Origin of the sequence: Lysobacter sp. Root983, from assembly GCF_001429345.1 — a bacterium.
GTDB lineage: Bacteria > Pseudomonadota > Gammaproteobacteria > Xanthomonadales > Xanthomonadaceae > Lysobacter.
The window spans coordinates 17,315-43,225 of the sequence record NZ_LMJO01000022.1; the positions used below are offsets into that span (position 1 = coordinate 17,315).

The window sequence follows — 25,911 nt, forward strand, 5'->3', positions numbered from 1 at the left end:
CCCCCAGGCACGGAATGCATCATTCCACATCGAACGGTCCCGATGCCGCCTCGGCCTTTGCCACGCCCCTCCCGAACCGCGACAATGGCGGGCCGGATCGCAGCGCCATCGCGACCCGCCAGAACCCTGCTTCGCCCATGCGCTTGCGCACGGGACGGCCCCACTGGAGATCGTAATGACCGAGTTCGTAGCGACGCCGCCCGCAGGCGGCGCCAAGATCACCAAGACCCCGACCGGCCTGAATGTGCCGGATCGTCCGATCATCCCGTTCATCGAAGGCGACGGCACCGGCCCGGATATCTGGCGCGCGTCCGTGCGCGTGCTCGATGCGGCCGTGGCCAAGGCCTACGGCGGCGCCAAGAAGATCGAGTGGCTCGAGGTCTATGCCGGCGAGAAAGCCAACAACACCTACGGCACCTGGCTGCCCGACGGCACCGTGCAGGCCTGCCGCGATTACCTGGTGAGCATCAAGGGCCCGCTGACCACGCCGGTCGGTGGCGGAATCCGCTCGCTCAACGTCGCCCTGCGCCAGATGCTGGACCTGTACGTCTGCCTGCGCCCGGTGCGCTGGTTCGAGGGCGTGCCCTCGCCGGTCAAGAAGCCGGGCGACGTCGACATGGTGATCTTCCGCGAGAACACCGAGGACATCTACGCCGGCATCGAGTGGGCCGGCGGCAGCGCCGACGCGCAGAAGGTGCTGGACTTCCTGCAGAAGGAATTCCCGCAGGCCTTCGACAAGATCCGTTTCGGCACCGCCGACAAGAACGGCGCCTGGCTGAAGGAGCTTGAGGCCATCGGCGCGCCGGCGCGCGAGCTGCCGGTCGAAGTCGGCCTGGGCATCAAGCCGGTCAGCCGCCTGGGCACCGAGCGCCTGGTCCACAGCGCGATCGCCTACGCCATCGAGAACAAGCGCAAGTCGGTGACCCTGGTCCACAAGGGCAACATCATGAAGTACACCGAAGGTGGCTTCCGTGATTGGGGCTACCAGGTGGCGCGCGACTTCTTCGGCGCGGTCGAGCTCGACGGCGGCCCCTGGCACGTGATTCCGGAAGGCAAGCCGGGCGCGGGCCTGGTCATCAAGGACGCGATCGCCGACGCCTTCCTGCAGCAGATCCTGCTGCGTCCGAAGGAGTACGACGTCTCGGCCACGCTCAACCTCAACGGCGACTATCTCTCCGACGCGCTCGCCGCGCAGGTCGGCGGTATCGGTATCGCGCCGGGCGCCAACATCAACTACGTGACCGGCCACGCCGTGTTCGAGGCCACTCACGGCACCGCGCCGAAGTACGCCGATCTGGACAAGGTCAATCCGGGCTCGGTGATCCTGTCGGGCGAAATGATGCTGCGTTACCTGGGTTGGACCGAAGCCGCCGACGCGATCATCGCGGCGATGGACCAGGCCATCGCCAGCAAGCGCGTGACCTACGATTTCGCCCGTCTGATGGACGGCGCGACCGAGGTGAAGTGCTCGGAGTTCGCCGACGAGATCATCAAGCATCTCTGAGGCGGCGACGCTGGCATCGGGTTATGACAAAGGGCGCTACGGCGCCCTTTGTTTTGGCCGAATCCCGAATGGATTGGCGCGTTCAGGCAAGTGAAATCGCGCGCCGCGGCGCCCCCTCACTTGATAGGCCCGCGGAAAGCTGGCAGTTTCCTCGCGACGAGCACCGCCTCGCGCCCGCACAGGAAAGGATTTCCGATGGCCGACCCGACCCCCGTACTCCCCTACGACGCGTCCCACCCCGATCACGCCCGCTATCAGAAAGTCTTCGACGGCGTGAAAGCCACCGGGCAGTGGAACGACGCCGAATCCCGCAACGTCGCCGCCGGGCTGTACGACCAGCTCAAGCGCAACCCGCAAATGGGCGACTTCGATCGCATCGTGGTCGGCAAGCCCGATGCCGCCGTGCCCTCGGTGTTCGCGATGAAGGGCGCCGGCACGCCGCCCGACGCGCAGCCTTGGGTCAGCGTGCCGACCGCGATGGCCAAGACCAACGCCGACCAGACCCTGAGCGCTTACGCGCACACGCCGCAGGTCGGCAAGGACGGTTACCTCACCGATCCGGGCATCACCAAGCAGCCGATCGCGGCGCTGGAGAAGGGAACGCTCAAGGACGTCCACGCGGTGGTCATGCACCGCACCGAGGGCTCGACCGCGCAAGGCGCGTTGAACTCGTTCAAGACCGGCACCGGCACCCACTTCCTGATCGACAAGGACGGCACGATCTACCAGACCGCCAGCCTCAATCAGCAGACCCAGCATGTGGGCAAGATCCGCGGCCGCTGCGTCGAGGAAGGCAATTGCTCGAAGGAAGAGAAGGCGTTCTTCGACAAGACCGGCTGGAACCCGAAGGCGATCCACGATCACGAGAAGGCCAAGCCCTATCCGGACCGTTTCCCGATGAACTCCGACAGCGTCGGCATCGAGGTGGTCGGCAGCTACAACAGCAAGACCAAGACCTGGGACGCGCCGACGCCCGAGCAGACCGCGTCGATCAACAAGCTGGTGGGCACGCTGCAAAAGGAATACGGGCTCAATGACAAAGACGTCTACAAACACGATGCCATCTCGTACAAGACCCTGGGCGAAGGCGCGGATCTGTATGTGCCTGGCAATCGCACTCCCCCTCCTACCGTCGTGCAGCCATCCGGGCCCACCCGCTAAGTCCGGCGCCGCCTCCGCGATCACGGTCACGCGCGTCGATCGCGCGGTGTTCGATGCCGCCTCGGGCAAGGACCCCACGCTCAAGCCCCGCTGCGAGGCATGGACACTGAGCGACAAACAGGTGGCGAATTACTTCGCCGCCGCGCGCGAGTACCCCGACGGCACCCACGACGCCTATTACTGGCTGCCCTGCTCGATCAAGGGCAGCCTGCGCGCGGGCGGCCAGGATTGGGAGTTCGAGATCAACGCCGCAGCCACCGCGACCTGGACGCGCGGCGACAACGTGCGCAAGTGGGGCTGCGATGCGAAGGCCTGCGAGCCGCTGGTGCTGATGATGCCGGACGGCAACAACCCCTGAGCGAACGCGTGAGCGACGCCCCGCCGCCGCCCGTGGACTGCCGGGGCCGCCGCGTCCACGTCGGCTCGCGCGTACGTGTGCTGAAGATTTCAGCCTGGCTGGAACGCCAGATTCCCGCCGACGAGTTCGCGCGCCTGTCGTCGCTGGTCGGCCAGGTGCTGCCGATCAGCGAGATCGACGAATGGGGCGCGGCCTGGATCGAAGCCGAGTTCCCGCATTCGCCCGGACGCATCCACAGCCACGATCTGGCCTTGGATTCGGATGAGATGGAGTTGGTCGAGGATGGGGTTGGCGGTCCAGTGAGGTGACAGTCCGGGCCGTCGACGGTGTGGCTCGAAGCCCGCGACGCATGATCGATTTCCGCTGCCAAAAAACTCACAAGCGGGGCATGTTTCCGCCTCGCGCGTCGCGCGACTTCAGGGAGCCACGCGGGTAGCCGGGCCCTCCAATACGCTGACGATGCGGTGCCCAGCCTGGTCGCGCGCACTGGACACGACCAAGACCTTCTCGCGCAACGGCTCCAGTTGGATCTCCAAGCTGGTGCTCGGCTTGCCGGGTGTGCTGAAGATACCGTACAGCCTCGGGAACTCACGGACATCCCGGATGGATACCGAGCTGCGGAAGGCGCTCTCCTGCGCCACCGGCGGGCGCCGGATCGAACCGATCCGATCGAGCTCGATCCGCTTGCCATTGGCGATCAGCGCGCCGCCATCGTCCAATCGATCGGTGAAGCAGAAGACATACGTCGACGTTACCGCCTGCCGGGCCGGCTCTCCCTTCCACTTGAAGTCGCCGTCGTAGCTGCTCGTATAGCCCGATCCCCGCCCCGACGAGCTCAGATCGCGCACGGGTCCGCTCAGCTGCTCGGTGAACGAACCCTGCCAGCATTGCTCCGATTTGCGGATCGGTTCCGCTGCGAAAGTCGCTGTGGGTGCGAGTCCTAGGGCCAATGTCAGGGCGAGCAGACGATTCATGGTCGTGATCCTTACGGGCTCATGGAAGGCGAAGAGCGACACCCATACGATATGCTCGAATCGCCGCCTTAGGTCCACTATTGAATCGGGCCGCGAAGCGGGTCCAGGCCGCGCCGTAACCTGGTGGTGCTCGGTCTTGCGCATCGGCTTTCGTCCAGACGTTCGAAGCCGGCGATGGTGAAAGTCAGGGCGCATTCGTAAGCGCCTAGCAACACTTGCACCTGGAGCCATCGGCTACTCGCCGCGCGCGTGAGTCCGCCCCGCTTTCCGAAGGCGGCTGGCCTCGTCTTGGGCCGATTGCGGGCGCCGGGGCGCTTGCCGTCAGCGCCATCGCCGATCCGCTTACAGACTCATGTCCGTGATGTGCTTCTTGAACGCCATCGTCCGCATGTACTGCGGATAGTCGCGCTCGAGGAAGGTCCGCATGTCGGCTTCCTCGTCCGTGGCCAGGATGCGCGCCATGTTGCCGCGCGAGTCGATGCGGATATGACCGGCGTAAGTGATGGCGCCGGCTTCGACGGTGAACTTGTTCGAGGAGTGGAAGCTCGCCTCGCGGCCGGTGACGACGATCTTGCTCCACATGTAGTCGCCCGAGGTCACCGGCATCACCCAGTATTTTTCCGGTTGATTCACGAACACGGCCTCGTCGGGGCCGATGAAGGCCTCGGCCATGGCCGAACCGAAGGTCTCCTGGGCCCGGAACTTCTTGAACTGCAATTGCAGCCAGGTCAGGTTGCTCTCGACCTTGAACACCAGCACGCCCTGGCCGGGCGCGATGCGCTTGCCGTCGGCGAGATTGCGCGAGGTCGCGCAGGCGGACAACACCAGGACCAGTGCCAGGATCGCCAGGCACCGCAATGCTTGCATCAGTTTCATGGAGCCCCTGTTCGCGTATCGATAGGCGCGACGCGCCGACGCGCCCCCTGGCGCGGGCGCCATGGTCGGCAACGCGGTCGGATCGTGTCAACGCGGTTACGCCCCGCTGCGCCGAACCGGTTGGCCGCAAAAGCGAAGGGCGCCCTGCGGCGCCCTTCGTTGCTGCCGGCGATGCGCGTCGGCTTAAGGCTTGGCAGCCTTGGGCGCGGCCGCGGGCGGCGTCGCCGGTGCGGCGGGCGCGGCGCCGGTCAGCACCTGCGCGTCGCCGTAGGGGCCGCGGCCGAGCTTGCCGGTCTTGATCCAGTCCAGCTGCATGCGGAAGTAACCGTCGGCGATGCGGGTCTCGGTGCGCTCGCCGTTGGCGGCGGTTTCGAACTTGAGGATGCCGTGGTCGGTGTCGGGGAATACCACCAGGGTCAGCGGGCGGCCTTCGGCGGCGACCGACTGCAGGCGCTGGCGGGTTTCCTCCGGCGGCGCTTCGCGGTCGGCGCCGGCCAGCATCCACAGCTGCGGCACCTTGAGTTCGCGCAGCACCGGCATCGGGTCGTAGTCCCAGCTGGTGCCCTTGTCCAGCTCGGGCTCCATCGCCTTGAGCTGCTGCGGGGTGTGCGAGACGACCAGGCCGGTGTACTCGCCCTTCATCGCGCCCCACCACTTTTCCTGGCCGTACTTGTTGCGCGCCACGGTCAGCGCGTCCCAGCCGTCCTTGCCGTGCGAGGCGACGATTTTGCCGGTGGCGTCGGTGACTTCGCGCGCCTTGGCCACCACGTCGTCGCCGTAGCCGGCGTTGCGCAGGTCCAGCGCGACCTGGCCGGCATCCTCGCCGAGCGGGCTGATCGCCATGCCGTAGCCGACCGCGACGAAGGCCGCTTCCGGGGTCTTGCTGGCGGCCAGCGGCGCGATCCAGCCGGCCTGGCTGCCGCCCGAAAAGCCGATCCGGCCGGCGCGCTTGCCGGCCAGACGCTTGGCTTCGCGCAGCGCGGCCTTGGCGTCGTCGGACAGCAGGTAGAAATCCTGGGTGTACTTGCCGCCGGATTCGCCGGTGCCGCGCTTGTCGTACACGAACACGCCCACGCCGTTGGCCGGGTACAGGTTCTGCATGTGATAGCGGTTGACGCCGGAGTAGTCCTCCGAGCCGTGCACGGTGACGATGATCGGCACCGGGCCGGCACCGGGCGGGAGCACCAGGCGGCCGCGCAGGTTGACGTCGTTGCCTTCGAAGCGGGTCTCGGTGATGTCGAACTTGAGCTTGCGTCCGTTCTTGCCCTCGAAGGCGATCTTGCCCTGGCCGCAGTCGCCGAAGCTCACGCGCACGTTGTCGGGGCGCTCGGTCCAGCCCAGGGTGCTGGTCCACTGGCCGTCGCGCTCGCTCAGGCGGCCGGTGCGGCCGTCGATCAGGCGCCAGCGCAGCGCGCCTTTGTCGGCGTTGGCGACGTCGACGATGCTGCCGTCGTCGAGGCGGTAGGCGCCGGCGTGGCAGCTGGTGGTGTCGGTGGCGTTGGAGGCGAACGCGGCCGGGCTGGTCAGCAACAGCAGCGGCAGCAGGGAGCGCGGAATTCGGCTGTACGGCATGGGGCAGTCTCGGTGGTCGGCGCGTCGCGCCGGGGTGGTATCCACAGGATCGATGCAAAAACCCGGGCTAGCGTTGCAATGGTTCCGCATCGCAGCCACAAGTCATGCGCAAGACGATCATAGACCGCACGCGGCGTATCGGGATCGGGGCGATCCGTCGCCGCGGCGCCGATGCTCGGCCGCAGGCGAGCATGCTACGGCAGAGCGGCGCCGGTAGAGGAGATGATGGCTCGGGAACGCGAAATCGGTCCGGTTCCGGATGCGCTTGGCCGGTTCGGACAAGCGGCCGCACCGCGTCGGTGCGGCGGCGGCGGAAGGTGCAGGGCCGGCCCGAGGCTACGACCCCGCGGACCGGCCACTGCTGTTGCTCAGGGGTTGAAGCGCAGGTAGAGGTTGGCCCAACGCTGGCCGATGGCGATGGTCTGGTTGGCGGTGTAGTGGATGCCGTCGGGCGCGAAGCCGCAGCGGATGTCGTCGGTGGCGACGAAGAACACCCGGGACGGATCGGCGGCGGCGGCGTTGACCATGCCCATGTTCACCTGATGCACCGTGGCCTGGTAGGAGGCGAAGGCGGGCATGTAGGGATTGATCTGGGTCAGATAGAACTGCAGCTCAGGCGCCTCGATATCGGTGCGCACGTCGGCGATGAACTGCTTGATGTTGGCCTCGTACTGCGCGGCACCGCCGTAGATCGCGTCGGTCTCGCCCTGCAGCCAGAACATCGCGCGCAGCCTGGGCGTGTAGCCTTGCGCGCGCAACTGGGTGAGCATGGTCTGGATGTGCTGGATCATCGGCGGATACAGCGCCTCGTAGCCGGCCGGATTGCGCTTCTGGAAGCCGTAGTACAGGCCCGCCCCGCCGACGGCGTACTTGATCACCGCGATCGGCGCCTTGTTCAGCGCGGCCAGATCGCCGCCCAGCGACAGCTCCGGGCCGAAGCCGTCGTAGTTGCCTGAGAAGCCCGAGCCCTGGGTGTCGAGCTGCCCCATGGACCCGATGTTGGCGACGGCGTCGGATATCGAACGCTGGTGATAGCCCAGCAAGGCGCGCGAATCCGGCCAAAGAGCATAGGGCGCGTTTGCGGTGCCGAGTTGATCGGAGCGCGCGGTCCAGCCGTGCGCGTTGGACTGCCCGGCCACGATCACCACGTCGATCGGCAGCGTTGCGCGTGCGGGCAAGGGCGTCTTGCTCAACCGCACGTTGTCCAGATCGGTGTAGCCGTAGTTGGGCACGACCTGACGCAGGCGGATGCGCAGGCGCTCGCCGGCGCCGGCCGGCGCCGGGCCGCTGTCGAACATGCGCGTGGTATCGGTGAACTGCGCCGAGGGTGCGAGGTTGCGGCCGATGCCGCTCCAGGCGCCGACCAGATGGCCGTTCTCGGTTTCCAGGCGGATGTCGTAGCCGGCGAACAGGTCCCTGCCCTGGGCATCGGGTGCGCGCGTGCCGCTGGCGACGCTGAGGGTGTAACGGGTGTTCGCCTGCAGACGTTCGCTCAGCACCTGCTCCAGCGCGCCGCCATCCTGGTAGCGGAATGCGATCTGATTTCCGTCGAAGCCGTAGGTGGCGCCGGGGTAGAACGTGTCGTTGGCGGTCGCGTTGGGTGCGAGCAGGCCGGAGCCCTGGCTAGGCCCCACCGCCGTCCAGCCTGTGGGCACTCGGATCTGGAAGACCGGGGCCTGTGCGCCCGCGATGGGGTCGGCTTCGAAGCTGGGATTGTTGATCGCGATGGCGGTCTGCGCGCTCGCGGCGCCGGCAAACGATAGGCACAGCGTCGCAATGGCGAGGAAACGGGCGATGATGGACATGGCAAGACTCACTGGTCGTAAGCGACGGTTCCGCCGACGTCGATAGCGGATCGACGTCGCCGGCGGCAAGGGCAAACTGCGCTCACCTCGGGAACATCTCCGAACCGTCCCAGCCCAGGACAGCCGATGCGCGGGATACGCGCGCAGCCGGACCCGGCGTCGGACCGACCGCGCACGGGATCGAATTGCGAGCGCGGATCGTATGCGACGGTTCGGTATGGTGCTGGGCGCTCCAGGCTGCTTGAGGTTCTGCAGGATGCGCGATCAGTCTTGGCGGGTGAGCGCGCGCGCGTCTATGTGACCTTGGTCGCGTGCGATTTCAGGCTGCCTTGAGAGCAGAGTTGCGCACATTCGTTGTGTGCTCGACGCGCGTTTGTTGGATGCGGTTTGTTTTGTTGCCGCGGTCGTTCCGGCGGGTGGGAATGGCGGTGCGTTCGCTGCTGATCGATTGCGTCTTATGACCGAGGGAAGTCTCTGTGGGGCGCCGCTTGTGCTGGTGGGGCGAGGCTTACGTCGTAAGTGGATGACGCGGTCGCGGCTTGCGCCGCTCCTACAGGGGCGGGCGGGCTTGCGTCGGATGTGGGTGATGCGATCGCGGCTTACGCCGCTCCCACAGAAAGCCACGCCTCTTCGATGCAGGAGCGGCGCAAGTCGCCACCGCGTCGCTTCACCGACGATGCGAGCTTCGCGCTCTCTGTGGGAGCGGCGTAAGCCGCGATGGCGCGCAACCTGCCACAGGCGCCGTCCCCGCTCGCGGGACGGCGCGGCCTAGGCGCTCGCTCAGCGCGCGGCGGCGGCCGGCGCGGTGGTCACCTCGGCTTGGCTCGTAGCGACGAAGCGACGCATCTCGCGTTCCAGCACCGGCAGCGGCACCGAACCCAGGTTCAGCAGGGTGTCGTGGAACTTGGCCTCGTTGAAACGCGTGCCCAGCGTCGTCTCCGCCTCGCTGCGCAGCTGCCGGATGCTGCGATAGCCCAGGTAGTAGGCCAGCGCCTGGCCGGGCCAGCTGATGTAGCGATCGACCTCGGTGCGGATATCGTGCGGCGCCAGTGCGGTGTGCTGCGACAGATAGTCGATCGCCTGCTGGCGGTTCCAGCCGTACTCGTGCAGGCCGGTGTCGATGACCAGCCGCGCGGCGCGCCACATTTCGAAGGTCAGGCGGCCGAAGTCCTCGTACGGCGTTTCGTACACGCCCAGCTCGATGCCCAGCCATTCGGTGTACAGGCCCCAGCCTTCGCCGTAGCCGGAGAAATAGGTCTGGCGGCGGAAGTCCGGACGGTCCGGCGCTTCCAGCGCCATCGCCGCCTGATGGCTGTGGCCGGGTACGCATTCGTGCAGGGTCAGCGCGGCCAGGGTGTACAGCGGCCGCGACGGCAGGTCGTAGGTGTTCATCAGGCACGAGTCCAGGCCGCCGCGCCCGGAGGTGTAGATCGGCGCGATGTCGTCCGGCACCGGCAGGATCGCGAAGCGCTTGCGCGGCAGCTGAGTGAACAGGTCCTCGAGGCGGCCGTCGACTTTTTTGGTCACGTAGGCCGAATACGACAGCAGTTCGCGCGGGGTCTTGGCGTAGAACTGCGGATCGCTGCGCAGGAACGCCAGGAACTCCGCGAAGCTTCCCTTGAAGCCGGCCTTGCGCATCACCTCGTGCATCTCGGCCGAGATGCGCGCGACCTCCTGCTTGCCGATCTCGTGGATCTGCGCCGGGGTCAGGTCGGTGGTGGTGTATTCGAGGATCTGGCTGCGATAGAAGGCCTCGCCGTCGGGCAGCTCGCGCGCGGCGGTGCTGGTGCGCGTGCGCGGCAGGTATTCCTCGCGCATGAAGCGCAGCAGCTTGGCGTAGGCCGGCGCCACTTCGTCGCGGATCGCGCGCTCGCCCTCGGCCTGCAGGGCGCGTCGCGTCTGTTCGCCCAGGTGCGCGGGAATCGCGGCGAAGGTGGCGGTGAACGGATTGTCGGCGCCGCCCTTGGCATAGGCCTCGATGGTGCGGTCGCGGCCTTCGATGGCGACGCGCGGCACGCTGTAGCCGCGCGCCAGGCCCGCGCGCATGTTGGCGATGTTCTCGTCGAAGTAGCGCGGCAGGTCGTGCAGGCGGCCGAGCAGGCGGCGGTATTCCTCGGCCTTCTGGTAGGGGCGACGCGGGTTGAGCCCACCCCAGAAGAAGGTATCGCTGTTGAACGGCGCCTCATAGGTGCGGTAACGCGCGTTGTTGAGCTCGATCGTCACCGAGGTGCGGAACACCGCGGCGTTGATGCGTTCCTCGTCCGACAGCTGCGCCTGCGGCAGCGCGTCGAGCTCGGCCAGGGCCTTTTCCCAGTAGGCGACGCGGCGCTGCCAGGCCTGCGGGGTGACGCTGGGCATGCGGTCGCCGTCTTCCCAGCGGCCGTCGGGCTCGCGCACGCGCACGAATTCCTGCTGGCGCCAGCGCCACTCGGCGTCGTAGAGCTCGCGCAACTGGCGCGTGGTCTCGTTGGGCGCGGCGGCGGCGGCGCTGGCGCCGGCTTCGGCGGCGCTGGCCGGCGTCGGGCCCGTCAACGACAGCACGGCGAGCAACAAGGGCGGACACAGCAGGCGAACGATCATGCGCGGACTCTCGGCGAAGATGGATGCGGGCGGAACGGGAGACGCGCATCGATCCGACCCGGTGGCGTCAGGCGCTCGAGTCGGAGCGGGTGTGGTCCAGATTGCGTCGATACAGCCTTGCATGCTGCCGCGGCCGGCGTCACGCGATGCGGGCGGCAAGCGGTCCTGGCGCGCGTTGTCGCGGCGGCGCGGCGCGGCATGGCGATGGATGGATGCGGGCATGCCGGCCGCGGCGAGGCCGGCGTCGTGGGCGCTGGCAGACGACAAGGGTGCGTCATTCGCGAACGCTCGCCAGCCGATGCACGGCGTCCTCGCTCAAGGCCGGCCCGCCGGCGGCGGCGATGACCTGCGCTGGGAATTGCGGCAACGCGCCCGTTCCCGAACGCCGCAGGCTCTCGCCCGGCTGAATCGGCGGGCCGCCCTCTTCCATGTAGCGTCGAATGTGCTCGTACAGGCGCCACAGCAATTCATCCTCCCACCAACCCTTGTAGCCGATGGTCGCGATCTGCGGGCATTGCCCGGGTTGCTTGGGGTCGTCCCACAGCAACGCCAGCAGATACGTAGTGCGCGCCGCTTCGCCCGTCATCTCGTTGAGTCGATAGCTGCGCGCATGGGCATCGTCCCAGCGATAGGTTTTTACCTCGCCAACGCCGGCACGTTGCCAGAATTTCCAGAACTTCATCGGGATGACGGCGAAGAATGAAACCTCTCGGGTCTGGCGGTTGAACAGGACCGGCAGATCGCGGGGGGTAAGAAATCCAACCCGGAAGAAAAAGATCGCCGCAACCAGAAAGAACAGCGCCGCGAGCGTCGAGACGATGGAAATCGATGCATTCAAGACATGATCCGACTTGCTCGGATCCAGATCCATGATGGATTCGACGGCACCCCATCCGAACATGCCGGCGGCGAATCCGATGAGTATCGTATACAAGCCCATCATGAATGCGATTTCGGTCGTGCCCGCCGGCGCGCCGACCACGATGGCGTTGGGATGAACGCTCAACAGGGAATCGCACGAGCTCGCCTTGCCGTGCACAGGCTCGTGTTTTTCGCGCGGGGCAATGCGCCAAGGCGCTTTCCCCGCCAATAAGGTCTTCTTGCGACTTTTACCGGCCAATCCGAACTGCGGATCGGGCGCATTCCATGGCGGCAGCCGAATATCGTAGTCCGGATTGTTTTCACGACTCATGTTCTGTCACTCGGCCAGTGGTTCGATGCGGGCCGAGCACGCCGACGCGCATCGATCCGACCCGGTCGCGTCAAACGCCCGAATCGAGGTCGGCGGTGGTCCAGACTCCGTCGATACAGCGTTGCACGCCGCCGGGGTTGGCGTCACGCAGCTCGGGCGGCAGGCGGTCCTGGCGCACGTTGTCGTAGCTGTGCAATGCGGCATAGCGATGGATGGACGCGGGCATGCCGACCGAGGTGAAACCGGCGTGGCTGGTGCTGGGATAGGGCCCGCCGTGCTGCATGGCCGCACTCACGGCCACGCCGGTCGGCCACTTGTCGTCGATCAGACGGCCCACGCGCGGACGCAAGGCCGCGGCGATGCGCGTGCGCGTTTCCTCGTCGCTGCCGTCGGCGGCGCTGTGCAGGCTGCCGGTGAGATTGCCGTCGAAGGCGCGCGCGATCGCCACGGCCTGGTCGGCGTCGCGATAACGCAGCAGCAGCGAGACCGGTCCGAAGGCTTCCTGCTGCAGGGCTTCGGCGGCGGCTAGGAAGTCCGCGCCGTCCACGCTCAGCAGGGTCGGCGCAAAACGCGCGCCGGGACCCGACGCCTGCGCCGCGCCGGCCACCACCTGCGCGCCGGCCGCGCGCAGCCGCGTCACCGCCAGCTCCAGCTGGCGCTGCACGCCGGAAGAGAACAGCACCGCGGGCGCCGCGGCGACGAAGCGCGCGGCGGCAGCGGCGACGAAGGCGTCGCCGTCCTCGCCCTGCGGCAGCGCCACCACACCGGGGTTGGTGCAGAACTGGCCGCTGCCCAGGGTGCAGGAGGCATGAAACTCCTGCGCCAGCGCTTCGCCGCGTTCGCGCAGCGCGCCGGGCAGCAGGAACACCGGGTTGACGCTCGACATCTCGGCGTAGATCGGGATGCCGGCGCGGTCCGCCGCGGCCTTCAGCGCCAGACCGCCGCCGCGACTGCCGGTGAAACCGATCGCGCCCAGGCGGCGGTCGCCGGCCAGCTGCAGGCCGCGCTCGGGGTCGAGGTCGTACAGCAGCTGCACCGTCGCCTCCGGCAGGCCGCTGGCGTGCACGGCCTCATGGGCGATGCGCGCGAGCACGCGGCTGGTGCCCGGATGCGAGGGATGGGCCTTGGCGATCACCGGATTGCGCGCGGCGATGGCGGAGGCGAAATCGCTGCCGGCCACCGCGTTGAAGGCGAACGGGAAATTGTTGGGGCCGAACACCAGCACCGGCTTGTGCAGGGGCGCGTAGTGCGCGCGCAGCCCGGCCTGGGTATCGATGACCGGCTGCGTCCAGGCGTAAGCGCGCACCGCCGCCGCGGCCTGGCGCAGTTGGCCGGTGGTGCGCGGCAGTTCGACCGCGGACAGGCGCGGCGCCAGCGGCAGCGCGGTTTCGGCATGCGCGATCGCGACCAGTTCGTCCGCGGCCGCCTCGATGCCGGCCGCGTAGCGTTCGAGAAAATCGGCGATGCGCGCGGGCGCGGTCGCCGCCAGTTCGTCGGCGACCGCGCTGGCCGCGGCCACGGCCGCCTCGATATCGCGCGGGCCCGAGCGCGGAAAGATCTCGCCGATGGGCTCGCCACTGGCCGGATCCAACGCGCGAAAGCCGCCGGCGTCGTCGCGGCTTTGCTGCCATTGGCCTGCGATCAGAATCGGTTGCATGCGCTGGTTCCTCGCGGGGTGGCCTGGATCAAAGCTTGGGGCGCGTAGCCAGGGCGTGCTCGATCACCGCCAGCGCCTCGGCGCGTTCGGCGCCCTCCACCACCATACGCGGCGCGCGCACGCGCTCGTCGCCCATGCCCACGCGCTGCTGCTGCAGTTTGATCAGCTGCACGAACTTGGGCACGGTGTCCATGCGCAGAAGCGGCAGCAACCACGCGTAGAGCGCCATCGCCGCCGGCGCGCCGCCGGCGCGGGCCTGTTCGAACACGCGCACCGATTCGGCCGGGAAGGCGTTGACCACGCCGGCGATCCAGCCCACCGCGCCCATCGACACGCCTTCCACGATCGCATCGTCCATGCCGACCATGAGTTCCAGGCGGTCGCCCAGCAGGGCCTTGATCGCGGCGAAGCGGCGGATGTCGCAGGAGGATTCCTTGACCGCCTGCAGGTTCGGATAGGCGGCGGCGAGCTCGGCGATGCGCTCGGGCACGAAGTCGGTCTTGTAGGCGACCGGGTTGTTGTACAGCAGCACCGGCAGGTCGGTGGCCTCGAGGATGGCGCGCATGTGCGCGCCCATCTCGCGCCAGTCGGTGGAATAGACGTAGGGAGGCAGCGCCATCAGGCCGCGCGCGCCCAGACGCTCGGCGGCCTGGGCCAGGCGCACGGCCTCGGCGGTGGACAGGGCGGCGATGCCGGGGATCACCGGCGCGCGATCGCCCAGCGCCGCGACCAGGGTTTCGATGATCGCCAGCTTCTCCTCGAACGACAGCGTCGCGCCCTCGCCCAGCGAACCCAGCGGCACGATGCCCGTGCAACCGGCGTCGATGAGCTGGTTGGCGTGGTGGGCGAGGAAAGCATGGTCGACCGAGCCGTCGGCGGTGAACGGCGTGGTGATGGCGGGCACGACGCCGCGCCAGAAGCTTGCGTTGCTCATGTAGGGATCCTGTTCGATACGGTGTTGAAAGGGTTCGCGGCGCGCGGCGTCTACTCGGGACGCACGCCCCAGGCGAAGGGATCGTCGTCCTCGACCAGCAGCCGGCCCTGCGCCATCAGATGCGCGCGGCCGCTGATGCGCGGACGGATGCGGCCATCGGCGGCATGTTCGTAGCTGCCTTCGAACACGCTGCCCAGCACGCTCTCCATGCGCGTGACCGCACCGGGCGCGAGCGCGCCGTCGGCGGCCAGGCAGGCCAGCTTGGCCGAGAAGCCGGTGCCGCAGGGCGAGCGGTCGTAGGCCAGGCCCGGGCACAGCACGAAGTTGCGCGCATCCACGCCGGGCGTGGTGGCCGCGCCGTTGAGTTCGATGTGGTCGATTTCGGCGCCGCCCGCGCCACGCACGCCGGCGGCTTCCAGCGCGTGCCGGATCGCCTCGGTGTAGGCGGTCAGCGCGCGCCAATGCGCGACCGCCAGCGGGATCGTGCCGTCGCGGGTGATGTAGAACCAGTTGCCGCCCCAGGCCACGTCGCCGCGCACGCGGCCGTAGCCGGGCACGTCCAGCACCACGTCCTGGGCGTGGCGATAGCTTTCGACGTTGTCGATGGAGACCAGACCGTCGGTGTGCAGCTGCGCCACCACCGTGCCCACTGGCGTGTCTATCGCATGCCGACCCGGGCCGATCCGGCCCAGGTGCGCGAGCGTGCGCACCAGGCCGATGGTACCGTGGCCGCACATGCCCAGGGTGCCGACGTTGTTGAAGAAGATCGTCGAGGCCACCGAGAACACGTGCTGCGGCGGCAGCAGCAAGGCGCCGACCATGGCGTCGGAGCCGCGCGGCTCGCAGGCGATCGCGCTGCGCCAGCGGTCGTGGTGGGCGGCGAAGGCCGCGCGCTGCTCGGCCAGATCGCCGCTGCCCAGATCGGGCAGGCCGGACAGCACCACCCGCGTGGGCTCGCCGCCGGTGTGGCTGTCGATGTAGTCGATGCTGCGCATGATCGCCATGGTCCGGCCGAGGGCGCGTGCGGGTCTAGCGGGCTTGCGCCACGGCGGATGCGGAAATCGGCACAAAGTTTCGCGCGCGCCGCATAATCGGACGATGCCTTCCGCGCCGCTGCCGCTGGTGGACCCGGACCTCCTGCAGGAGTTGTTCGATCGTCTGCCCGACGTGGTGTTCTTCATCAAGGACCGCCAGGGCCGCTACACCCACGCCAATCAGACCCTGGTCCAGCGCCTCGGCCTGGGCGGGCGCGAGGCGGTGATCGGCCGCGGCGCGAGCGAGTTGTTTCCGGCGCGCCTGGGCGACAGCTACTCCGCGCAGGACCGGCGCGTGCTGGCCGGCGGGCGCATCGACGACCAGCTGGAAATGCACATGTTCCAGAACCGCGCCGCGGGCTGGTGCCTGACCAGCAAGCAGCCGCTGTGGCACGAAGGCGAGGTGTTGGGCCTGATCGGCATCTCGCGCGACCTCGCCCAGCCCGACGGCCGTCATCCCGGCTACGCGCGCCTGCGCCGCGTGCTCGACCACATGGAAGCGCATTACGGCGAACCCGTGCGCATGCAGGCCCTGGCGGAATTGGCGGGCCTGTCGTTATCGCAACTGGAACGCCAGTTCCGGCGCGTGTTCCAGCTCGCGCCGCAGCAATGGCTCACGCGCCTGCGCATCGAAGCGGCGATGCAGCGCCTGCACGGCGAGGACACCATCGCGGCGATCGGCCACCAGTGCGGCTTCACCGATCAAAGCGCCTTCAGCCGCCAGTTCAAGGCCAGCGTCGGCCTGACCCCGCGCGACTATCGCCGGCTCAAGCCCGCGCCGCCTTGCGCGCGGACATGAGCATCTGCGCGGCCGCGTACAGCACCACCACCACCACCAGCCAGCGCAGCCATTGCAGCGGCAGCGACTTGACCGCGAACGCGGCGATCAGCACGCCCGGAATGCCGCCCACCGCCAGGCCCAGCGCCGCGCGCAGGTCGTAGCGGCCCGAGCGCACGAAGGCGCCGCCGCCGACCGGCATCAGGAAAGCGCAGGCGCCCATCATGATCGGGAACGCGGCGATCGGATTCATGCCCAGCAGCGCGACCAGGATCAGGCAGGGCGCGTACAGGCCGATGCCCAGCATCATCAGCGCGCCCAGCAACAGGCTCACCGCGATCGCGAACACGAGCTTGCCGCCTTCCAATCCCAGCGCGACGCCGCCGCCGGGCAGCCAATCCAGGTTCGCGGCCAGGAACAGCCCGGCCGCGATCAGCAGGGCCACGCCCATGCCGATCTGGATCGCGCGCCGCGGCAGGCGGGCGACCACGCGCACACCCAGCCAGGCGCCGATCACGGCCGCGCCTATCATGCCCAGCAGGGTGGTCAGGTCGACTTCCACCACCGCGATGAAGATCAGCGCCTGGACCACGGTCGGCAGCGCGTTGCCGACGTTCAAGGTGCCGGGAATGCGGTCGTCGTCGACGCGGCCGCGCAGTTTGAAGATCGCGGTGGTGGTGGCGAAGGAACCGATGCCGAGGGTGTCGAAGAAGTTGGCGACGAAGCCGGTCGCCAGATCGCGCGCATCCGGCCGACGCGGCGCGTCCGTCGGCACGCGGCGCGCGCGTTCGATCATCCACCAGCGCCCGACATAGCCCAGGGCCAGCAGCGTCAGTGCCGACAGCAAAAGGATGGTGCCGTCCCGGATGGGATCCATCGACCGACTCCTGCGCAGCGCACGCGGACGCGTGCCGAGGCATGTTCGGTGCGCGCCGGCGCGCGCGGCTTGTCTGGCTTCCGCGCCCGGCGTGCGGATATTTGCGTAGTCGCCCGCCGCGGCCGCGCCTAGCATCGTGGCTCCTCGTCCGCCCGGGCCGCGCGCTTGAGCCGAACTTCGTCTTCCGTGCTCGTGATCGGCGCCGGCGTGATCGGCCATGCCTGCGCATTGGCCCTGCAGCAACGCGGCTGGCGCACGCTCCTGACCGATCCCGATCGCGAAGGCGCGGCCGCGTCCTGGGGCAACGCCGGGCATATCGCCACCGAACAGGCGCAGCCGCTGGCCTCGCCCGCGACGCTGCGCTCGGCGCCGCGGCGGCTGTACGCCTTCGGCGGGCCGCTGGCGCTGCGCGATCCGCTCAGCATCGCGCCCTGGGTCTGGCGCTATCTGCGCGCATGCACGCCCGCCGCCTACGAACGCGGCCGGCTGGCCTTGCGCGGCCTGCTCGCGCAAGCGCTGCCGGCCTGGCAAAGACTCGCGCAGACCCTGGAGCAGCCGGACTTGCTGCGCGAAACCGGGCATTGGGTCTGCTGGGAGTCCGCGCGCAGCGCGCAGCAGGGCCGCGCGAGCTGGGAGCACAGCGATATCGGCGACACCCGTTTCGATGCCTTGATCGCGCGCGACCTCGACGCTCTGCGTACTTCGTTGCGCGCGCCGATCGAAGCCGGCATCGCGTTCTCCGGCACCGCCCAGATCGCCGACCCGCGCCGCTTGGCCGCGGCGTTGCACGACCGCTACCAGGCCATGGGCGGCGGGCGCCGCTACGACCGCATCGAAGCCTTGAGCTTCGACGACGACGGCGTGCTCGCGCGCACCGGCGACGGCGCGGAACTGCGCGCCGAGCGCGTGCTGGTCTGCGCCGGCGCGCGTTCGCGCGCCCTGATGGCCTCGGTCGGCATCGATGCGCCGCTGGTGGCCGAGCGCGGCTATCACCTGCAGTGGGCGGACCACGACTGGCCGGACCGGCCGCCGGTGGTGTTCGAGGACCGCTCGATGATCGTGACCCGTTTCGACGGCGGCCTGCGCGCCGCCGGTTTCGTCGAATACGCATGCGTGGACTCGCCGCCCGACCCTGGCAAGTGGCGGCGCCTGCGCCGGCACGTCGCCGAACTCGGCCTGCCGGTGCGCGGCGAGCCCAGCGAATGGTTCGGCGCGCGCCCGACCCTGCCCGACTATCTGCCGGCGATGGGGCGCAGCGCGCGTCATCCGCGCCTGCATTACGCGTTCGGCCACCAGCACCTGGGGCTGACCCTGGCCGCGATCAGCGGCGAACTCGTAGCCCGGGCGATGAGCGAGGCCGAGGCACCGCCCGAACTGGCGGCCTTCGATCTGGCCCGCTTCGGCGGCTGAAGCCGGCGCGATTCAAGACGGTAAGGTTTGCGCCCGCAGGATTTCCGAATCGCACGCGCGGATGCGCGCGCCGCCGCCCGGGTGAGCCGTACACTGGCCGCATGCCCATCGATCCCGTCGCCCTGGTCGAAGCCGACGCCGTCGCCGCGCAGATCCGCGAGACCTTCGCCGATTACCACGCGCGCTTCGCCGCGATCACCCGGCGCGCCAAGGGCCGTTTCGAAACCTGCGACTGGAACGGCGCGCGCGACGACGCGGTCGAGCGCATCGCCCTGTACGACCGCTGCGTGGCCGAGGCCAGCGACGCGCTGGACGCGCGCCTGGGCGCGCAGGCCCACGACCGCGCGCTATGGTCGGCGGTGCACGCGCGCTATGCCGAACAGATCGAGCCGCTGCTGGATCGCGAGCTCTACAAGACCTTCTTCAACACCCTGACCCGGCGCTTCTTCAAGACTCGCGGCGTGGACGCGGCGATCGAGTTCGTGGCCCTGGACATCGAGCCCACCGACGCCATCACCCACCCGGTCGCGCGCCACAGCTACGCGGTGTCGGAGGACCGGCTCACCGAAACCCTGATGCGGGTGCTGGACGACTATCCGTTCGCGGTGCCCTACGCGCACCGCACACGCTGCGCGGCCGGGATCGCGGTGCGCCTGCAGGACGATCTGCACCATTGGGGCCCCAGCCCGGTGCGCGCGATCGAGCTGCTGGACGCGGTGTTCTACCGCGAGCGCCGCGCCTACCTGATCGGGCGGGTATTCGGCGAGCGCGCGTTCTCGCCCTGCGTGATCGCCCTGGTCAACGACGGCGGCGCCCTGCGCGTCGATGCGGTGCTGACCTTGCGCGCCGACGTGGTCCAGTTGTTCAGCTATTCGCGCAGCTATTTCCACGCCGACCTCGCCACGGTCGGCGACGCGGTGGTGTTCCTGCGCACCTTGCTGCCGGGCAAGCCGATCGACGAGCTCTACACCGTGCTCGGCCGCGCCAAGCAGGGCAAGACCGAACGCTACCGCACCTTCTTCCGTCAGTTCGCGGCCCAGGCCGGCGAACGCCTGGTGCGCGCCGACGGCGAGCGCGGCATGGTGATGGCGGTGTTCACCCTGCCCAGCTATGCGCTGGTGTTCAAACTGATCCGCGACCGCTTCGCCTATCCCAAGGACATCGCGCGCACCGAAGTCGAGGCCAAGTACGCGCTGGTGTTCCACCACGACCGCGTCGGCCGCCTGGTCGATGCGCAGCCGTTCCGCTTCCTGCGCTTTCCGCGCGCACGCTTCGCGCCGGACCTGCTGGAGGAACTGCTGAGCACCTGCGCCGGCAGCATCACCCAGGACGGCGACGATCTGGTGTTGCACCTGTGCTACGTCGAACGCCGGCTGCGGCCCTTGAACCTGTATCTGCGCGAGCAGCCGCTGGAGGCCGCGCGCGCCGCCGCGATCGACTACGGCCAGGCGATCAAGGACCTGGCCCTGGCCAACATCTTCCCCGGCGACCTGCTGCTGAAGAACTTCGGCGTCTCGCGCCACGGCCGCGCGGTGTTCTACGACTACGACGAGCTGTGCCTGGTCACCGATTGCCGCTTCCGCGCGGTGCCCGAGGCGCGCAATCACGAAGACGAGATGGAATCGGGGGCCTGGTTCTACGCGGCCGGCAACGACGTGTTCCCCGAGCAGTTCCCGCGCTTCCTCGGCCTGGCGCCGCCCTTGCTGGGCGCGCTGCTGCACGCGCACCCGGAGATCTTCCAGGTCGCCTGGTGGCAACAGGTGCAGGCGGCGCTGGTCGCCGGCCGCTACACCGACGTCGCGCCGTATCCGTTGGACCGGCGCCTGCCCTAGCGCTCAACGCCAGCTGGACGGATCGATCGGCAGGTCCATGCGCGGGTCGTGCACCAGCAGGCGGTCGTCGGCGCCGAGCAGGTCGGGATACACCACCAGGTTCAGGCCGCCGATGCGGCGGGTGGACGGGAACACGATCGCGGCCAGGCCGGCGGCGCGCACGTCGTCGGCGATCACCCAACTCGGCGGCTCGATCCCGTCCAGGAAAGCCAGGCGCTTCCAGTTGCAGGACAGCTCCTGCCACAGCGGCGCCCACTGCGCGGGGTCGTAGCCGGCGCGGAAATCGGCCACGCGCGCGATGCTGACGCGGTAGGCGACCAGGGTGCCGGGGCGCACCAGCGGATCGTCCTGGCGGAATTCCTCGATCGCGGTGTCCGGCTCCAGCGCCAGATACAGCGCGTCGATGCCGGGGCGGTTGAGGCGGCCGCCGGCCACGGCCGCGCCGGCGCCGCTGAGCGGCTGGAACGACCAGCGCGGGGTGTGCATGCGATACGCCGGGAGCTCCGGCCCCAGCCCCGCGAGGATCATCCGGTGGCGCCGCCTTCCAGCGTCGCCAGGTAGCGGATCACGGCTTCGGACTTGCCGTCGCGCACCAGATCGGCCGCGGTCTGGTAACCGAACTCGGCGATCGGGTGGTTGATGAACCAGAACAGGGTGCGCTCGCGGTCGTCGTTCACGCGGTAGGCCGCGGCCAGCACTTTGACGATGTCGCGCAAGGCGCCTTGCAGCTGCGCCGACTCCGGATTGCCGGTGACGGTATTGCGGTGCACGCGCGCCAGCCCGGCCAGGTCGCTCACGCCCATGTGCAGGGCCTGGGCCATGCGCACCGGCGACAGGGTCGGGCGCGAGGGCTCGCGTAGTGTTTCGAGGAAGGTGTCGAAGGCGGCGGCGGACACGGCGGGCTCCTGCTCGGTTTGAGCCCATAGTACGCCTAAATATTGCACAAGCAAGGCCCGCGCGACTCCCACAAAGCGAAGGCCCGGACGGGCCGGGCCTTCTAGGGGAGGGCGCGCAGGCGGCCCGTCGCTATCAGCAGCACGCGCCGATCGCGCCTGGGACGCCGCAGCTGGCGGCGGCCTGGGGGACGCCGGCCAGAATCGGCTTGGGAACCACCGCCTTGGTGTCGGCGGCCGGCACGGCCTCGGGCGGGTCGAAGAAGCGGTGATCGGTCAGGTATCCCTGCATGAACAGCAGGTCCTTGTAGATGCTCAAGACGCTCATGACGTGCTCCTGGCGGGACGGGCGCCGGTCCGGAATGGACTGGCTAGTTGAGTAGGGTGCAAGTTACGCTTAGGCTTGGCCTTGAAAAAGCGACCATTCTGCAAGTCAGCCTTGAGCAGGATTCAAGATGAGCCGCCCTCCTCTGCACGCCCTGCTGGGCTTCGCCGCGGCCGCCCGCAGCGGCAACCTGACCCGCGCCGCGGGCTCGATGCACCTCACCGTGAGTGCCTTGAGCCACCAGATCCGTGCACTTGAGGAGCGCCTCGGGCGGCGCCTGTTCGATCGCGGTCCGCGCGGGGTCAAGCTGACCGCCGACGGCGAGCGCCTGATGAACCGGATCGCGCCGCACTTGGAGGCGCTGGACCACGCCCTGCGCCCCTACGCGCCCTGCCGCGACGACGTGCTCACCCTGAGCCTGATGGCCTCGATGGCCTCGGCCTGGCTGGTACCGCGGCTGGGCGATTTCCTGGCCCTGCATCCGCAGCTGGAGCTCAACCTGCAGTCCAGCACGCGCCTGGTCGATTTCGAGCGCGAGACCAATGTCGACGCCGCCCTGCGCGGCGGCTACGGCGGCTGGCCGGGCGTGGTGATCGAGCACCTGTTCGACGAGACCTTGACCCCGGTGGCCAGCCCCAAGCTGGTCGAACGCATGGGCGGGCTGCCGGCGCTGGAGGATCTGCAGCGCTGGCCGCTGCTGGGCGATCCGGCCGATCACTGGCGCGACTGGTTCGAGCACTACGGCGGCCGCGAACCCAACCGCTACGTCGCCCATTTCGACGATTCCGAGACCATGCACCGCGCCGCCGTCGAAGGCATGGGCGTGGCGCTGGCACGCATGGCGCGCACGCGCTTGCTGATCGAGAACGGCCAGCTGGTGTCGCTGCGCCCGGAACGCCTGCGCACCGACTACGCCCATTACCTGGTCTACCCGCAGCGCTCGGCCGATCACGCCGGCCTGCTCGCGTTCCGCGGCTGGGTGCACGAACAGGCCCAGGCCTATGTGCAGCGCATGCACGAGACCCTGCCCAGCGACGAAGCGCTGACGCGACCGGTGCGCAAGCACTCGCAGACCTGAGCGGGTCCGGGACGACCAGCACTGGCCGCTAACGCGGCAGCGGTTAGGCTGATCGCCCTTTCCGCTCCGAGGCCGACGCATGACCGCACTCTCCCTGCACCGTCCCTTGCTGGTCGCCGTGATCGCCGCCGCGCTCGGCCTGGGCGCCGCGTCGGTCGAAGCCAAGCCACCCGCCGCGAAAGCCGCCGCGGCCACGAAAGCCGCCAGCTTCGAGCGCGTGCTCGCCGGCGACTGGCGCAACGAAAAGAACCGCGCCCGCGACGTCTACCGCCACCCGGCCCAGACTCTGAGCTTCTTCGGCGTGAAGCCGGGCCAGACCGTCATCGAAATCACCCCCGGCGGCGGCTGGTACAGCGAAGTGCTGGCGCCCTACCTCAAGGACGACGGCCAGTACGTGGCCGCGGTGTGGGACGACGCGATTCCGGACCAGCCCAAGTACCGCTACAGCCTCAACACCGCGCTGCGCGCCAAGTTCGCCGACAGCCCCGCGATCTACGGCAAGCCCGACGTGCGCGTGTTCGATCCCAAGGCGCCGAATTTCGGCCCGGCCGGCGGCGCCGACGTGGTGCTGACCTTCCGCAACGCCCATAACTGGGTCTCCGACGGCAACGCGCCGGCCTACTTCAAGGCCTTCTTCGATGCGCTCAAGCCCGGCGGCGTGCTCGGCGTGGTCGATCACCGCGCCAAGCCCGGCACCGATCTGGAAGCGATGAAGAAGTCCGGCTACCTCACCGAAGCGCTGGTGATCGAACTGGCCCAGGGCGCCGGCTTCGTGCTCGACGAGAAGAGCGAGGTCAACGCCAATCCCAAGGACACCGCCGACCATCCCAAGGGCGTGTGGACCCTGCCGCCCAGCAACCAGCACGACGCCGCCGACGACGCCAAGTACAAAGCGATCGGCGAAAGCGACCGCATGACCCTGCGCTTCAAGAAGCCGGGCTGAGGACTGCGGGGCAGCGCGCGCTTGCGGCTGGATCGCGGGCGCGTGCTGCGATCGCGCGAGTCGCGTGCTGGCGCTTGCCGATGCGCGGCAGCGCCGGCGGCGGGAGGTCGCGACGATGCGGTTCGCCTGCGGCTCACCGCATCCTACAACCGACGCATTAGCCCCTCTCCCGCTTGCGGGGTGAGGTGCAGCGAGCGATGGGCTCGCGCCGCACCGAACGTCCGACCGCTGTGCGCTGGGGCCGGGGCGTGACTGGAGTGAGGGGCGCCGCAGGCATGCGGTTTGGCGACGCGGGCGCGCCTCGGCGATCATGCGCGCATGCTGATCGCGTTCAACAAGCCTTACGGGGTGCTCTGCCAGTTCACCGACCGCAGCCAGCCACCGCGGCCGACCCTGGCCGGCTTCGGTTTGCCGCCGGAGGTATACGCGGCCGGGCGGCTCGATCACGACAGCGAAGGCCTGCTGCTGCTCACCGACGACGGCGGCCTCGCGCATCGGCTCACCGATCCGCGTCATAAGCAGAGCAAGACCTATTGGGTGCAGGTCGAGGGCGATCCTTCCGAGGCGCAGCTGCACGCGCTGCGCGAGGGCGTGGACCTCAACGACGGCCGCACCCGCCCCGCTCAAGCGACACGCATCGAGACGCCGACGCTGTGGCCGCGCGATCCGCCAGTGCGCTTTCGCAAGACCGTGCCGGATGCGTGGCTGGCGTTGACCATCGGCGAAGGCCGCAATCGCCAGGTGCGGCGCATGACCGCGGCGGTGGGGTTGCCGACCTTGCGCTTGGTGCGGGTGGCGATCGCCGAGCATCGCCTGGACGGTTTGGCGCCGGGGGCGTGGCGGGAGCTCTAGCGCGATCGAAGCGCGCCGCCGTTCGGGGTGCCGCGATTCGCGCTGACGATGCGGCGACGTCGCCACCGAAGCGCGCGTCGCTACCGCGTGCCCCTCAATCCCGCCCCGCCATCGGCGGCGCCACCGGTACCGAGTTCGCGCCCGGCCGGGTCAGGATCAACACCCCGCCCAAGACCACCGCGGTGCCGACGATCTGCACCGGCGTGATCGCCTCGCCCAGCACCCAGCCGCCCAGGAACACCAGCGACACCGGACCCAGCACCGACAGCTGCGCCGCCGTGCCCGCGCCCAGGCGCGCGACCGCGGCCATGGTGAAGGTCACCGGCAGGAAGGTGCAAAACAGCGCGTTCGCCGCCGCCAGGCCGTAGACCTGCCAGGGCAGCTGCAGCAGATGCGCGGGATCGCGCGCGATCAGGTAGTGGATCAGGGTGGCCGCGGTCGACACCACCATCGCGTAGGCGACCAGGCGCAGCGAGCCCACACGCTGGATCAGCTGCCCCGACATCGCCAGGTACAGTGCGTAGCAGAACGCCGCCATCAGCACGAGCGCGCTGCCCAGCAGCACGTGATCGCCTTCCACGCGCAGGTTCTCGACCATCACCAGGGCCACGCCGGCATAGCTGACCGCCATCGCGATCCATTCCTTGCGCGCGACCTTGCGGCCGAATGCGAACACGCCCATCAGCAGCACGAAGGTCGGATTGAGGAACAGGATCAGGCGTTCCAGCGAGACCGGCACGTACTCCAGGCCCCAGAAGTCGAGCAGGCTGGACAGGTAGTAGCCGAGCACGCCCAGCACCACGATCATCCCCAGATCGCGTCGGCTCAAGCCGTCGCCGCGGGTGCGGGCGCGGCGGGTCTCGCGCAGGCCCAGCAGGACGAACAAGGGCAGCGACAGCGACATCCGCAGCGCCATCACGTCCAAGGCGTCGATGCCGTAGCGGTACTGCAGCTTGGCCAGGATCGCCTTGGCCGAAAACAGGATCGCGCCGGCCGCGGCCAGGCTCAGGCCGAGGCGCCGCGCGGCGGGGTCGTGGGTGGGGGTCACGGCGGGTTCGCGAAGACGGAGCCCGGCCATGATAGCCGCCGCGCCGGGGCCGGCCGGGGCGGCCGCCGCCGCGGAGCCGGCGAACCCGGACGGCGGCGGCTGGAAATCGATGCGCCGACGGCGCCCGCCGGACCCGCCCGCAGCGCCCCCCACGGCGACGTTGCGAACGCCGGTGAATGGTTCAGACTGTCCCCGGAAACGCGCCGCTACGCCGCGAAATATTCTGTT

At 69.1% G+C, this 25,911-nt stretch carries 24 protein-coding genes; 10 read left to right on the plus strand and 14 right to left on the minus strand.

The features are described from left to right. Positions 1-175 precede the first annotated feature (175 nt). From icd to ASE43_RS20720, 4 genes are all read left to right on the plus strand, one after another. Positions 176-1,504, plus strand: a complete 1,329-nt coding sequence (gene icd, locus ASE43_RS20705) for an NADP-dependent isocitrate dehydrogenase (protein WP_056177530.1) — start codon at positions 176-178, stop codon at positions 1,502-1,504. 195 nt (positions 1,505-1,699) lie between these two features. Beyond that, entirely contained in the window at positions 1,700-2,665 is a 966-nt protein-coding gene (locus ASE43_RS20710; RefSeq protein ID WP_057161780.1) for a peptidoglycan recognition family protein, read from the plus strand. A 46-nt stretch (positions 2,666-2,711) separates the two neighbouring features. Further along, positions 2,712-3,023 (plus strand): hypothetical protein, encoded by a 312-nt coding sequence (locus tag ASE43_RS20715; RefSeq protein ID WP_056177526.1) that lies wholly within the window; start codon positions 2,712-2,714, stop codon positions 3,021-3,023. An 8-nt stretch (positions 3,024-3,031) separates the two neighbouring features. After that, the gene (locus ASE43_RS20720; protein WP_057161781.1) at positions 3,032-3,331 is read left to right on the plus strand and encodes a hypothetical protein; all 300 of its coding nucleotides are present in this window, start codon (positions 3,032-3,034) and stop codon (positions 3,329-3,331) included. A gap of 108 nt (positions 3,332-3,439) precedes the next feature. Here the strand turns inward: ASE43_RS20720 and ASE43_RS20725 are convergent, their stop codons facing one another. The 9 genes from ASE43_RS20725 to ASE43_RS20765 all read right to left on the minus strand — a co-directional run bounded on the left by ASE43_RS20725 (position 3,440) and on the right by ASE43_RS20765 (position 15,608). After that, complete coding sequence (locus ASE43_RS20725; RefSeq protein ID WP_157500167.1) at positions 3,440-3,997, minus strand: hypothetical protein; 558 nt, start codon at positions 3,995-3,997, stop codon at positions 3,440-3,442. A gap of 342 nt (positions 3,998-4,339) precedes the next feature. Then, positions 4,340-4,873 (minus strand): hypothetical protein, encoded by a 534-nt coding sequence (locus ASE43_RS20730; protein WP_057161783.1) that lies wholly within the window; start codon positions 4,871-4,873, stop codon positions 4,340-4,342. A gap of 183 nt (positions 4,874-5,056) precedes the next feature. Further along, positions 5,057-6,445 carry an alpha/beta hydrolase gene (locus ASE43_RS20735; protein ID WP_057161784.1) on the minus strand — a complete coding sequence of 463 codons (1,389 nt, stop codon included), beginning with the start codon at positions 6,443-6,445 and terminating at the stop codon, positions 5,057-5,059. Between the two features lie 368 nt (positions 6,446-6,813). Beyond that, a complete protein-coding gene (locus tag ASE43_RS20740; RefSeq protein ID WP_057161785.1) occupies positions 6,814-8,250 on the minus strand; it encodes a sialate O-acetylesterase in 1,437 nt (478 codons plus the stop codon). Positions 8,251-9,030: 780 nt separating this feature from the next. Beyond that, the gene (locus ASE43_RS20745) at positions 9,031-10,830 is read right to left on the minus strand and encodes a DUF885 family protein (RefSeq protein WP_057161786.1); all 1,800 of its coding nucleotides are present in this window, start codon (positions 10,828-10,830) and stop codon (positions 9,031-9,033) included. Between the two features lie 274 nt (positions 10,831-11,104). Beyond that, entirely contained in the window at positions 11,105-12,022 is a 918-nt protein-coding gene (locus ASE43_RS22415) for a DUF6708 domain-containing protein (RefSeq protein ID WP_200956296.1), read from the minus strand. Positions 12,023-12,092: 70 nt separating this feature from the next. Next, positions 12,093-13,679, minus strand: coding sequence for an aldehyde dehydrogenase family protein (locus ASE43_RS20755; RefSeq protein ID WP_057161787.1), 1,587 nt, complete (start codon positions 13,677-13,679; stop codon positions 12,093-12,095). Between the two features lie 28 nt (positions 13,680-13,707). Further along, positions 13,708-14,613: a dihydrodipicolinate synthase family protein gene (locus ASE43_RS20760; RefSeq protein WP_057161788.1), complete on the minus strand. Its 906-nt coding sequence runs from the start codon at positions 14,611-14,613 to the stop codon at positions 13,708-13,710. Between the two features lie 50 nt (positions 14,614-14,663). Then, positions 14,664-15,608, minus strand: a complete 945-nt coding sequence (locus ASE43_RS20765) for a proline racemase family protein (RefSeq protein WP_057161811.1) — start codon at positions 15,606-15,608, stop codon at positions 14,664-14,666. A 103-nt stretch (positions 15,609-15,711) separates the two neighbouring features. Between ASE43_RS20765 and ASE43_RS20770 the strand changes: the two genes are divergently transcribed. Beyond that, entirely contained in the window at positions 15,712-16,446 is a 735-nt protein-coding gene (locus tag ASE43_RS20770) for an AraC family transcriptional regulator (RefSeq protein WP_057161789.1), read from the plus strand. On the opposite strand, the gene ASE43_RS20775 is transcribed toward ASE43_RS20770, so the two are convergent. Continuing rightward, positions 16,415-17,302 carry a sulfite exporter TauE/SafE family protein gene (locus tag ASE43_RS20775; RefSeq protein WP_082607424.1) on the minus strand — a complete coding sequence of 296 codons (888 nt, stop codon included), beginning with the start codon at positions 17,300-17,302 and terminating at the stop codon, positions 16,415-16,417. The genes ASE43_RS20770 and ASE43_RS20775 overlap by 32 nt on opposite strands. Positions 17,303-17,488: 186 nt before the next feature. Between ASE43_RS20775 and ASE43_RS20780 the strand changes: the two genes are divergently transcribed. Both ASE43_RS20780 and aceK read left to right on the plus strand, forming a co-directional pair. After that, positions 17,489-18,712 (plus strand): FAD-binding oxidoreductase, encoded by a 1,224-nt coding sequence (locus ASE43_RS20780; RefSeq protein ID WP_200956297.1) that lies wholly within the window; start codon positions 17,489-17,491, stop codon positions 18,710-18,712. 101 nt (positions 18,713-18,813) lie between these two features. Next, positions 18,814-20,544 (plus strand): bifunctional isocitrate dehydrogenase kinase/phosphatase, encoded by a 1,731-nt coding sequence (gene aceK / locus ASE43_RS20785; RefSeq protein WP_057161791.1) that lies wholly within the window; start codon positions 18,814-18,816, stop codon positions 20,542-20,544. Positions 20,545-20,547: 3 nt separating this feature from the next. Here the strand turns inward: aceK and ASE43_RS20790 are convergent, their stop codons facing one another. The 3 genes from ASE43_RS20790 to ASE43_RS20800 all read right to left on the minus strand — a co-directional run bounded on the left by ASE43_RS20790 (position 20,548) and on the right by ASE43_RS20800 (position 21,765). Further along, complete coding sequence (locus ASE43_RS20790; protein WP_200943978.1) at positions 20,548-21,030, minus strand: RES family NAD+ phosphorylase; 483 nt, start codon at positions 21,028-21,030, stop codon at positions 20,548-20,550. 38 nt (positions 21,031-21,068) lie between these two features. Continuing rightward, positions 21,069-21,440, minus strand: coding sequence for a DUF2384 domain-containing protein (locus ASE43_RS20795; RefSeq protein WP_091637461.1), 372 nt, complete (start codon positions 21,438-21,440; stop codon positions 21,069-21,071). A 133-nt stretch (positions 21,441-21,573) separates the two neighbouring features. Then, positions 21,574-21,765 carry a hypothetical protein gene (locus ASE43_RS20800; protein WP_056177501.1) on the minus strand — a complete coding sequence of 64 codons (192 nt, stop codon included), beginning with the start codon at positions 21,763-21,765 and terminating at the stop codon, positions 21,574-21,576. Positions 21,766-21,892: 127 nt separating this feature from the next. Here ASE43_RS20800 and ASE43_RS20805 point away from each other — a divergent pair, with 127 nt between their 5' ends. The 3 genes from ASE43_RS20805 to ASE43_RS20815 all read left to right on the plus strand — a co-directional run bounded on the left by ASE43_RS20805 (position 21,893) and on the right by ASE43_RS20815 (position 24,635). Beyond that, the gene (locus ASE43_RS20805; protein ID WP_056177499.1) at positions 21,893-22,840 is read left to right on the plus strand and encodes a LysR substrate-binding domain-containing protein; all 948 of its coding nucleotides are present in this window, start codon (positions 21,893-21,895) and stop codon (positions 22,838-22,840) included. A gap of 79 nt (positions 22,841-22,919) precedes the next feature. After that, a complete protein-coding gene (locus ASE43_RS20810; RefSeq protein ID WP_057161792.1) occupies positions 22,920-23,783 on the plus strand; it encodes a class I SAM-dependent methyltransferase in 864 nt (287 codons plus the stop codon). 318 nt (positions 23,784-24,101) lie between these two features. Then, positions 24,102-24,635: a pseudouridine synthase gene (locus ASE43_RS20815; protein ID WP_057161813.1), complete on the plus strand. Its 534-nt coding sequence runs from the start codon at positions 24,102-24,104 to the stop codon at positions 24,633-24,635. Positions 24,636-24,729: 94 nt separating this feature from the next. On the opposite strand, the gene ASE43_RS20820 is transcribed toward ASE43_RS20815, so the two are convergent. Continuing rightward, positions 24,730-25,683: a DMT family transporter gene (locus tag ASE43_RS20820; protein ID WP_057161793.1), complete on the minus strand. Its 954-nt coding sequence runs from the start codon at positions 25,681-25,683 to the stop codon at positions 24,730-24,732. Positions 25,684-25,911: the final 228 nt, after the last annotated feature.